The following is an 11,265-nucleotide window of genomic DNA, read 5'->3' as shown; positions in this document are numbered from 1 at the left end:
CATAAGGTCCCGGCAGAGGTGCATTTCTATCAGAAAGGCGGGCACGGATTCGGTATCCGCGGTGTGGCAGATTTGCCCCTCGCCAGCTGGCCGATGTTAGTGACCGAGTGGCTCAGGGCAAAGACCTGATCTTAAGCCGCAGGCGGCACGTCTTTGACGTTGCTGTCCGGCGGCGTGGCTTCATTGCTGGCCGCCGGTGCCGCTGACGGTGCCATCACTTTGTCCCAGCTGTTTTGCAGGCTTTTCACGTTGGTTTCCGCTTCGCCTTCCGGCTGGATCAGAACCATCATCAGTTCCTGGGTCAGCTGCTGGCGCAGCTCCTGGTTTAACTGCTCGCGGGTCAGACCCGCCAGGAAGGCCTGCCGCAGCTTCTGATACTGCTCAGGCGCAATATCGACCACGGCGTTCTGCTGGGAGCGCAGCCGCTGACTCATCAGCACATCGGTGTCGGTGCGGGCATAAGTGGTGAACAGCTTATTCAGCTCCAGCAGCTTCTGCGCCATCAGCGCATCAAACTCCTCCTGCGGTAAGCCTTTATCGCGCACATTAGCCAGCTCGCGAGCCACCAGATTCATATTCTGCGCCAGACTGTCGTTGCGTCCATCCAGATTGATCGAGCACTGCGCACGCTGATAGAGCACGCGGCAGTCAAATCCCACCTGTATGCCCTGCGCTTTGCTGTCACTGAGCGCGCGCTGAACGTGCCAGAACAGCGCTTCACGGGCCAGATCGCCCTGCCAGTAACGCTGCAGATTCTGCGAGTCACGAATCGGCTGCCACGGCGTATCCCACACCAGTGACAGGCGATCCTGCGTCATGTTGCTGCTGACCAGATTCACCGGCTCGTGCGGCAGCGGGGAGAGGGTGGGCAGTGGCGCAGGCGTTTCGCGTTTGCCGGTCAGTGCCGAGAAGGTTTTGTTGATCTGCTCAGAGAGGTTGCGGCTGTCGACATTGCCGACCACGTAGAGCGTCATCGCATCCGGGGTGTACCACTGATGATAAAAGTCGTTGAGCTGGGTTAAATCAACCGGGGCGCGTGGCTGCGCCGCAGGATCGTGCGCCAGCAGCGCCGAGCCTTTCAGGCGGTAGCGCCACCAGACATCCTGCGTATCTTTCGGCCAGGTGGCGACCGGATCGGAGGCCGTCAGCGCGGTGCTCACCACCTGTTCGGTAATCGCCATATTGCCCGCCGTGGCCGCCAGCCAGTTCAGCGCTTCTTTCAGCAGCTCAGGGCGGTTGTTCGGCAGGCTCAGATTATATTGGGTGGAATCATAAGAGGCGATGACGGGCGGCAGGGGGCGCTGAGGATCCATCGCCTGCTGCCATAGCGCGCGCTGCTGCTGGGTGTCGAGCGCGGTATTGTGCACCATGGCCAGACGCGACAGCAGATGGCTGAAGCCGGTCTGTTGCGCACTCTCCACCAGTGAGCCGGTGTTGACCACCAGCCGCAGTTCGATGCGGTCACTGGGGCGTTGCGGTGTGGCCAGTAACTGCCAGTTAAATCCGTTATCCAGCTTGCCTTCCTGCCAGGCCGGATCCGGTTGCAGCGTTTCTGCCTGGAGAGCATAGCTGCTTGCTGCCAGCACTAATCCACCAACCAAAAGCCGAATTCTGGTGCCCTGCATGTGAACCCCTACTCAAATAATTCAAATATCGTTATCACTGGCGCGACGTGCCGCTGTTATTAACGAATCGGCTGGCGCCGAATCGCGCTGTTATCCAACAACAACGTGTTTGACCACAGGAAGTTCAGGATGTCGCGCAACGAAGTGAAAAACGTCAAAAAAAACAAGTGGGGTTTATTATGCAAATGCCCGCTGTCAGGGCAAGCGACAGCGGGCATTTGAGGGGATTTAAGTGAAATTCAATGATTAAACTGAAGATTCGGACGCTTTATTCTCTTTATTCCGGCCGGCGAGCGTGTCATTGAGCTGTTTGTGATCCAGCTGGTCGACCCATTTCGCCACTACCACGGTCGCCACACCGTTTCCGATCAGATTAGTCAGCGCACGCGCTTCGGACATAAAGCGGTCGATACCCAGAATCAGCGCCAGACCCGCCACCGGCAGATGGCCGACCGCCGAGAGCGTCGCCGCCAGCACGATGAATCCACTGCCGGTCACCCCTGCCGCGCCCTTCGAGGAGAGCAGCAGTACCACCAGCAGCGTGATCTGATGGAAAATATCCATGTGGGCATTGGTCGCCTGGGCGATAAACACCGCCGCCATGGTCAGATAAATCGAGGTGCCGTCGAGGTTAAAGGAGTAACCGGTGGGGATCACCAGCCCGACCACAGACTTCTTACAGCCCAGCTTCTCCATCTTATCCAGCATGCGCGGCAGCGCCGACTCGGACGAGGAGGTGCCCAGCACAATCAGCAGCTCTTCTTTGATATAGGCGATGAACTTAAAGATGCTGAATCCGGCAAACAGACGCGCAATCAGTCCCAGCACAATCACCACAAACAGCACACAGGTGATATAGAAGCAGACGATCAGCTGGCCGAGCTGCACCAGTGACCCCACGCCATATTTACCGATCGTGAACGCCATCGCGCCGAAGGCCCCTATCGGTGCCAGACGCATGATCATGTTGATGATGCCGAAAATGACTTTCGAGAAGCTCTCAATCACGTTGAAGATCAGCGTGCCGGTGTTACCCAGACGATGCAGGGCAAAACCAAACAGAATGGCAAACAGCAGCACCTGCAGGATGTTGCCGCTGGCAAAGGCGCCAATCACGCTGTTAGGAATGACATCCAGCAGGAATGCGACGATGCCCTGCTGTTCCGCCTGCTGCGCATAGACCGCCACCGCTTTGGCATCCAGGGTGGCGGGATCAACGTTCATTCCTGCGCCTGGCTGCACCACGTTAACCACGATCAGACCAATGATCAGCGCGATGGTACTGACAATTTCAAAATAGAGCAGCGCGACAGCGCCGGTGCGCCCGACGGCTTTCATGCTTTCCATACCGGCGATGCCGGTCACCACGGTACAGAAGATGACCGGGGCGATAATCATCTTGATTAACTTAACAAAGCCATCGCCCAGCGGCTTCATCTGGGTCCCCAGCTCCGGGTAAAAATGGCCTAACAAAACGCCGATGCCAATCGCCATCAGCACCTGGAAATAAAGGCTTTTAAAAAGTGAGGTTTTCATAAACAGGTGTCCACTAACGCCGTGAGGTGATGTTGTCGGATTCGTTATTGTGACTGGCGGGCAACAGAGGTGGCGCCTGACAGTAACCCGAAAATAACACTGTGTTTACGTGATTAATACAGGGCGACAAACCCCCAGGAAATGTCAGGATCGTAATTCTGAACTGAAACGCTTCAGCAAGGGGTTTTGTAACTAAAATTCTCGCAAAATCAATGAATCAGGCAATTATTGCGGCAGTGAGGAGTTTTCTATCCAGGCCTGATTGAATCGGGTCAGAGGCAGCGCTTCCGCGTAGAGGTAGCCCTGCCCGATGTGAATGCCGCGCGCCAGCAGCCAGTCACGCTGCTCCGCGGTTTCCACGCCCTCGGCAATCACCTCAAGGTGGATAATCTCGGCGATCGCCGCCACGATGCAGACCATGGTGTCGTCATCCGGCAGCGCCGCCACAAAGCTGCGATCCATCTTCAGCTTGTTGACCGGCAACGCTTTCAGCTGATGCAGATAGTTGAGATTGGAGTAGCCCATGCCGAAATCATCCAGCGCCACCGCCACCCCGGCCTGCTGCAACAGTCGCAGCATCGCTATCGCCTGTTCTGCATCATCCAGATGCGCCGTCTCGGTCACTTCCAGCACAAAAGTGCCAGGGGCGATGCGGTGACGGGTCAGCAGAGACTGCAGATGGGAGACCACGCCCGTATCGCGCAACTGTACCGCAGAAATATTCACGCTCAGCGGCAGCATCATGCCCTGCCGCTGCCAGCCAGCCAGAATGCGGCACGCCTCTTCAAACACCCAGCGTCCCACTGCGCTAATCACGCCTATCTCTTCGGCGCTGGCGATAAACTCTTCCGTCAGGCCGTAACTGCCATCCGGCTGGCGCATACGCAGCAGCGCTTCCGCGCCCGCCAGTGCCCCGGTGCGCATATCGACCTGCGGTTGGAGGTAGAGAGCAAACTGCTCATCGTGCAGACCCTGCAGAATGTCATGCTCCTGGGTCAGGCGTTTCTGTGCGCGCTCGGTCAGCGCGGCGTCAAAGAAGAGGATCTGATTTTTGCCCTGATGACGGGCCGACATCATCGCCGAGATCGCCCTGTCCAGCAGTTCACTGGCGCTCAGCGGCTGATCGTCGCGCAGCGCCAGACCGATGCTGACGTTAGGGCGCAGCTGCAGCTGGTGCAGGCTGACCGGCTGATTAAGGCGAATCATCAGATTGCGCGCCAGACGCAGGGCGCGGAACGGATTACTGGCGCGCTTCATCAGCAGGACAAAATCGCTGACGCCGGTCTGCGCCAGCAGGGTGTGGTCATCCAGCGTATGGCGGATCTTCTCCACCAGCGTCAGCATCAGCGTGTCGCGCTGCTCATCGCTGAGTATGCCGTTGGCTTCCTGCAGGGTTTCGATGCGGATCACCATCAGACCCAGCGACCGTTCAGGATTGCACATGAACTGTTCGACCAGCGCCAGGAACAGGGTGCGGTTGGGCAGGTCGGTGACCGGGAAGTGGGTGGTCAGCCGGCTCATCTCATCATGAATCGACTCCAGCACCTGCTGATTGCGGTTGTAGCTGCGCACCAGCATGCCGATCTCGTCATCATGATGGCTGTGCGGCAGGGAGAGTTTATGGGTCAGAATCGCCTGCGGCGGCAGCTCCTGCAGCTCGCGCGAGAGATGACGCAGCGGATGCACCACCAGCCGGTTGATGCACCAGCTGATCGCCACGGAGAGGATCAGCGCCAGCAGCAGATAGGTGATGATCATGGTCGAGAGCGTGCTGAGGATAAACTGGTAGACGCGCGTTGAGTTCGCCTGCAGCACCAGATAGGCCAGCGGCTTTGGCATTCTGGTATTTTCTATCGAGTAGAGCGGCAGGGTAATCTGCACCGGCAGCTCAAACAGGCGGGCCACCAGACGCGGCACCGGTTTTTCTGTCTCAAAGTCAGCATGCAGCGCCTGAAACGCATTGGGCAGCACCACATCGGCGCGCGACAGGATACCGGCCGGTTTCAGAGAGTGAAGAATGTGTTCGGCCCGGGGGATATCGGCCCGCAGCACCGCTTCCGACAGCGGCTGACGAACGGTGTGGGCGATATTCTCCATCTGCTGGGCGTAGTCAATCCTGCGCTGCTGCACAAAATGAAACAGTTGGATGACGATAAAAATACTGATGGTGATAACCGCAACCAGCGAAACCGTCGCCATCTGCTTTATCGTAAGTGACCGGCTTACGCGCAAAAAATTCTCTCCTGACGATGAAAAAAGCCCAGATAGCAGACAGTACAATGCCAGCCAGTATATCCCATAAACTGACTTTTTTACCGTCTGAAAAGTCCGGCTTTTTCCCGGTCAGGATTATTTAAAATCCGCGTAAGGGGTCAGCGGCTGTGGCGGCATATCCAGGTCCCCTTCCCAGCCACCGGCAGCATAGCGCACATAAAGCAGACCATGACTCGGGGTGTAATCCTTCGCCTGCTGGATATCCACACCGGCACCGATAAACCAGTTCGACGTCAGCCGTCGCTCAATCACTGCCTGCAGCGTATAGCCGGTACCGCCGCCGGAACTGCTGGCAGAAGAGGGGTTACTGGCAAGGGTATAGCCCGGATTAACCGGATAGCGCTGCTGGGCATGGGTTTGCGAATGGGACCAGGAGACAGAGCCGCCCAGATCAAACGACCAGTTCTCTGTCCGCTGCCGCCAGGTGACCGGCACGGAAAAAGAGAGATACTGCTGCGGGCTGTAGTAGCCGCCCTGGCCGAAGGTGTAATCGCTGAGATCCTTCTGATAGTGCCAGAGCATGCTGTTCAGCCCGACGGTCGCCCGGCGGTTGTCGCTGTTGATGAGCTTATAGTAATAGCCGCCCATCAGGCGCTCGCGGCTGTTATCGGCGACATTTTTGCCGGTGATCTGATGCGCACTGATGTCGCCCCAGACGCCATGCGCGCCGCCCTGATCGTAACTCAGCCCGATGCTGCCGCCGGTGGCCACTACGCCGCCCCAGCTTTTGCCGCCGCTGGCTGCGGGATCGCGCGTCCCGGCATAGGAGAGCAGCGAACTGGCGATCGGCCTGCGTGAGGCCGTCAGTGTGACGCCGAGCTGTTTCACATCGGTTTTCCAGCTCAGGCCGCCGGTCCAGTTCGTGACTTCAAAACCCAGCGGCGTGGTACCGAGGTCAGCGGACCAGGTCGCGTTATGCCAGCCCGCGGCCAGCGCCGTCCCGCTATCGCGCTGGCGGTTGTCACGATTACAGCCGCCAGAATTGGCATCGTCGCAGCTGCCAAACAGGGCGTCGATGCTGCCGTTTCGGGTGGTAAAGGTGCCTGCGGAGACATCGACCCGATCAAGACGGAAAAAGCCCCGGCCATCGGCAAACGGATGTTCCGCCTGCAGCATGGTGGTGTGCGCCGTAAAATCGGAGATGCCGCCGGTGCCGCTGTTGCGTGAATAGTCCTGCTGCACCGTGAGCGTGGTCTGCTGCTGACGGTAGAGATCGGCCGTGTCGCTGCGCAGGCTGCGCTTCAGCCAGTCATCCTGGGGATCGTTGCGGGTTGCGCGGCTGATATTGCCACTGCTCGCGATGCCGCTGGCCGTCATCGCCTGACGATAGTCTGCCAGTGCCTGTTCAGGCTGCTGCTGCGCCCCTTCCAGCCGTGCCACATCACGATAGACCAGCGCTTTATCCTGCGAAGGGGGCAGCGAGGCGGCACGCTGTTTCAGATCGGTCAACAGCGCCGCGGCCCGCGTGGTTTCACCGACCGCCTGCCACGCCAGCGCCGCGCGGCGATCCGCATTCAGCGTGCTCTGCTGCGGCGGCAGCGTCTCCAGCGACTGACGGGCTTCGCCGTTGCGCTGCAGCGCCACCAGCGCCTCAATCCGTCCCAGCGCCGCATCGCGGTTGTCCGCCTGGCGCGACAGCACCTGCTGATACCCCTGCAGCGCCTGCTGCGCGTCCCCCCGCGCCAGCGCCCAGTCCGCCAGGGTCAGATCGCGGCGGCTGGAATCCGGCTGCTGCCGAAGCAGCGCGATTGCGGCAGGCTCATCGCCCGCCTCGCGCAGGGCATCGGCCTCGGCAAAGCGCTGATCCTGCGTCAGGCGGTCAGCCAGCTGGCGCATATCGCTGCTCCATTGTGCTTCCGGCAGACGATGCAGCGTGGCGCTGGCCTCAGCGGCGTTATCGTTGCCCGAGAACCAGAGGGCGGCGGCGTAGAGCGCGGTGCTATCCTGCGGGTGCTGCTGCGCCACGCCGCGCATCACCGCCTCCGCCTGCTGCGCACGACCGCTGTTACGCAGCGCACCCGCCAGCCGGTAGCTGAGCCAGACGTCATCCGGCGTCAGCGCCAGTGCCTGGCGATAGCGATCGGTGGCCTGGGGCCAGCGCCCCTGCTGCGCCAGCGCATCGGCCTCCGCGCGCAGGCTGTCGCTGCGCAGCGTGCGAATCGTGTCGGCCAGAGCGCGCTGCTGGTCGGCGGGCAGCGTATCGATAAATGCCATCTCGCGGGCGGGCGATACCGTCCGGTAAAATCCTGCCAGCCGCCGCACCGCGGTAATATTGGTGCCATCCAGCCGGCGCGCTTTTTGCCAGAGCCGTTCAGCGCCGGGCGCATCGTTGCGCGCCATCGCCACATCACCCAGACCAATCAGGGCGTAGCTGTCACTGCTGTCATAGGTTTGCGCCGCGCGGTAGGCCTTTTCAGCCCCGTCGATATCGTGCTGCGCCAGCGCTTTATCGCCCTGCTCAATCGCCAGCCAGTAACGACTGGTCTGCAGCAGCGACTGCCATTTGCCAATCAGCGTGCTCTGCTGACCCGCCTGAATCGCGCGCTCCAGCCAGCGAATGGCCACCTCACGATGGCCCGCGCGGGCCTGAATCTGCCCCATTGCGCCCATCAGTTCGGCATCCCCGGGATTGCTCTTCAGCGCCCGTTCAAGGGCGCGCATGGCGCTGTCAGCGTTACCGGCATCGACCCGCGCCAGCGCCTGCATCCGGTCACGATAGGCGGGATCGGCCAGCTGGCTCTGCTGCTTCGATAACGCGTCCACACCCTGTTGATGAGGCTCGCCGTCGGTAAATACCGCCAGATAGGCCTTCAGCTGCGCCACGCTGCTGTCGCTGACCGGCTGGTCAGTGATCTGCTGCAGCCAGAGGTCGGCGGCGGCCTCACGCCCGCCGCCGCGCTCCGCCAGCCGCTTCAGCTGTGTAATTGCCTGCTCCGGCTGCTGACGCGCAAAGGCCATGCGGGCGATCTGTAATCCGACCCCGACGTTGCCAGGATAGCGCTGCTCCAGCACCTGAAGCTGTTGCCAGGCCAGATCCTCCTGGCCGGGAAGGCGCGCCACCAGCCGCCAGTACTCCAGGGCAATGTTAGGATCGGGGAAGACGCCGTTAAACAGGGCATCGTAGGCGCTTTTCGCCTCCGCCAGTCGTCCTGAGGTGGCAAGCAGCCGCGCCTGCTGCAGTTGCTGCCGTCCGTCAGACGACATCATGCGCAGGCCGGCGGCAGATTCCCGCGCCGCAGCGGAGTCGGGCGCCAGCCGGTTGAGCTGATCCAGCAGGGTCTGTGCGGTGGTGAGATCGCCCTGATGCAGCGCCAGTCGCAGACGCGCCGCCAGCACCTGGGGATTCTCCGGGTCAATCTTCTCCAGCCGGTAGAGCGACTGCTGCACCAGCTCATACTTGTTGGTCGATTCGCCGATGCGCACCTGGGTCAGCAGCCAGTCAACCGGTGAAACCTGCGGACCGGCGACAGGCGCAGCCTGCCCCGGCAGCGCACCCAGCAGGCCGATCAGCACACCTGCCCGCAGCAGAAGCGACTTATTCATCTTCATCATCAAGCAGACGGCGGCGCGAGATAAGACGCATCAGACGCCAGACCAGCATGGCAAACAGCACCACGACACCCACCGAGCAGAGCGCCAGCCAGAAAGGATGGGTAGCCAGCGCAGCCCAGAGCCGCTCCCACCAGGGGAGGTGGCCCACATAGTAGGTCTCGCCGACACGCAGACTGTTCACACCCGACTCACGGACAATTGCCGTAGAGCCTGAGATGGCCGCACGTTTGCCGCTGTCAGCCAGCGCCTCATCGAGCAGCTGCCAGCTGCGCGGACTGCCATCGGCGAGCAGCGCAACCACACTGCGCTGATCGTAGAACGGCGACTGGAAACCAATCACGGTCGCCAGCGGACCCCGGGAGCCGATGGCGGTGGTGCTTTCTGCGCTGCGTTCCGCCTCGCTGAGAGTCTGAGCCGGCAGAGATGCCCGTCGCGCCGGGATTTTCAGCCAGCTGGCGGTGGCGTCAACCAGCGCACTGATCCGGCGGTCGTCCTGAAGATCTTTGGGGATGTCGCCGATCAGCAGCAGATCCGCGTCCTGCTTCTGCGCCGTGCGCCAGTCGTCGGTAAGCTGCACGCGCAGCGCCGGATACCCGGTCTGCGCGCCGATATTGCCCACCGCATTCAGCAGGGTAGCGACCTGCTGCGCATCCGGATCCGGCTGAACCAGCACCAGCGTCTGGGAGAGATCGGCGTAGCGGCTGAACGGGAAGCCGGCATTCGCCCAGGTCTGCAGCGACGGCATTTCGATGTAGTGGCGATATCCGGAGAAGTCGATGCTGGAGTTGTCGTCCACCACCACATGATTGCTCACCGGGGTGACGGTTTCGCAGCGTCCGTCCGCCGTGCCGCCCATAAAGGTCGTGGCATAGTCGAAATCGAAACGCAGCTGATTCATCACGCCCAGACGGAGCGCCGGGATTTTCAGCTCATGACTCTTGTCTGTCGTTCCCTGCAGCAGGGGAAGGTGCAGCAGCTGCTGTCCGGCCGTGTTTTTTGGCTGCAGCGGGTAGTCCTGAATGAACTGATTGTTCAGGTTGACCGCCAGCCTGGAGCCGTCCGGCTGGGTGGGCGAGGTGTAACGATAGTTCAGATCCATATCGATACCGCGCGCCCGCACCAGGAAGAGATCGGGTGGCAGATTCAGCGTCAGGCTGATCGGATTAGGCTGCAGACCGTCAGACTGCAACTGATTTTCATATTGCGTCAGCTCGGCAAAGGTCGTGCGGCGATCGGTGCGTACCCAGTTTGGCGCATCATAAGGCTGGCGCGGGGCCAGCAGCGTGACGCGGTCAATGGTGGAGGTATCGCCCCGCAGCAGTAACTCGCCCTGCGCAATGCCCTGCACGGCCGTCAGCAGGTCGTCGTCGTTGCGGCCCAGAATCAGCAGCATTTTCTCATAGGGATTGTCAGGCTGACTGACGATCTCTACGGTCGGTTTGCTCACCGGCGGCAGATCTTTCAGGAATGCCGGGCGCGCATCGTTGGTGGCAAACACCACCGCGTGCTGTTGCTGCGGCAGCTGGTTGTAGAGGACCGGGAAGCGCTGGCCGCGCCAGGCGGCTTTGCTGCCAAACCAGGAGGCGAGGATGGCGGCAGCCCGCTGCTGCGCGACATCGGGCTGGGCGGCAAACACCATCGGCAGGGTCAGCGGCCGCGTGTCGCGCGCATCAAAAAAAGGCTCCGGGAAGTGTGACAGGTCATTTTTCAGCGGCAGCTTTTGCAGCGACAGATCCAGGCTGCTGGCTTTACCGATATCGAGCCAGATGGTGCTGTTGGCCGGGTTTTCACAGATGTTGGCGTAGTGACCGACCAGCTCAAAGCGGACGCGGTTAAAATCGGCGATAAACCGGGGGTCCAGCGCCAGCTGCGTCTGATTCTCTTTGCCGATCTGCTCCGGCGTCAGGGTAATCAGGCTCACCAGCTCATCGTTGAGATAGATCTTCAGCTGCGACAGGGTCGGCAGCAGCGCAGGCGATGGCCGATAGCTGAGGTTCAGCATAGCACTCGTGACGACTTCGTCGCTGCGCACCCCAAACTCAATCTGCCCGGTGGTGCGCGTTCCGCGCAGCGTCATGCTGCCTGGCGGCGGTGCCAGCTTAGCAAAGCTCAGCTGGCTGTTTCGCAGCGGCGCAGCCGACGGCTGCGGCACGGCCTGCTGCGCCGTCTCTCCGGCCGCGCTGACCGGTGCATTTTCCTCTGCTGCAGCGCAGCTTAATGTTGCGGAACCCAGCAACAGCGCAGCGACCCACCTGTTTATTCTCGTTGTCGTCATATC

The 11,265-nt window shown here is 61.0% G+C and carries 5 protein-coding genes and 1 pseudogene; 1 reads left to right on the top strand and 5 read right to left on the bottom strand.

Annotation, left to right across the window (positions count from 1 at the left end):
- Positions 1–129 (top strand): annotated as a pseudogene (locus CKF42_RS16160) (alpha/beta hydrolase); the annotation flags it as partial.
- A gap of 2 nt (positions 130–131) precedes the next feature.
- On the opposite strand, the gene CKF42_RS16155 reads toward CKF42_RS16160, so the two are convergent.
- The 5 genes from CKF42_RS16155 to bcsB all read right to left on the bottom strand — a co-directional run bounded on the left by CKF42_RS16155 (position 132) and on the right by bcsB (position 11,262).
- Complete coding sequence (locus CKF42_RS16155) at positions 132–1,625, bottom strand: pitrilysin family protein (RefSeq protein ID WP_111208638.1); 1,494 nt, start codon at positions 1,623–1,625, stop codon at positions 132–134.
- A gap of 246 nt (positions 1,626–1,871) precedes the next feature.
- Positions 1,872–3,161 (bottom strand): dicarboxylate/amino acid:cation symporter, encoded by a 1,290-nt coding sequence (locus tag CKF42_RS16145; protein ID WP_009088401.1) that lies wholly within the window; start codon positions 3,159–3,161, stop codon positions 1,872–1,874.
- Positions 3,162–3,386: 225 nt separating this feature from the next.
- Positions 3,387–5,393: a biofilm formation regulator HmsP gene (gene hmsP / locus CKF42_RS16140; protein WP_111208637.1), complete on the bottom strand. Its 2,007-nt coding sequence runs from the start codon at positions 5,391–5,393 to the stop codon at positions 3,387–3,389.
- Between the two features lie 117 nt (positions 5,394–5,510).
- Positions 5,511–8,978 carry a cellulose synthase complex outer membrane protein BcsC gene (gene bcsC, locus CKF42_RS16135; RefSeq protein WP_111208639.1) on the bottom strand — a complete coding sequence of 1,156 codons (3,468 nt, stop codon included), beginning with the start codon at positions 8,976–8,978 and terminating at the stop codon, positions 5,511–5,513.
- Positions 8,971–11,262: a cellulose biosynthesis cyclic di-GMP-binding regulatory protein BcsB gene (gene bcsB / locus CKF42_RS16130; protein WP_111208636.1), complete on the bottom strand. Its 2,292-nt coding sequence runs from the start codon at positions 11,260–11,262 to the stop codon at positions 8,971–8,973. The genes bcsC and bcsB overlap by 8 nt, the downstream gene beginning before the upstream one ends.
- Positions 11,263–11,265: the final 3 nt, after the last annotated feature.

It is taken from the genome of Pantoea sp. ARC270, from assembly GCF_003236725.1.
GTDB lineage: Bacteria > Pseudomonadota > Gammaproteobacteria > Enterobacterales > Enterobacteriaceae > Pantoea > Pantoea anthophila.
The sequence above is the reverse complement of the archived record's forward strand: the minus strand, read 5'-3'. Positions and strand labels throughout refer to the sequence as shown.

Bases quoted from the DNA above. Each gene is read 5' to 3' on its own strand.
- CKF42_RS16155 (WP_111208638.1), bottom strand. From the start codon at position 1,625: ATGCAGGGCACCAGAATTCGGCTTTTGGTTGGTGGATTAGTGCTGGCA.
- CKF42_RS16145 (WP_009088401.1), bottom strand. From the start codon at position 3,161: ATGAAAACCTCACTTTTTAAAAGCCTTTATTTCCAGGTGCTGATGGCG.
- bcsC (WP_111208639.1), bottom strand. From the start codon at position 8,978: ATGAATAAGTCGCTTCTGCTGCGGGCAGGTGTGCTGATCGGCCTGCTG.
- bcsB (WP_111208636.1), bottom strand. From the start codon at position 11,262: ATGACGACAACGAGAATAAACAGGTGGGTCGCTGCGCTGTTGCTGGGT.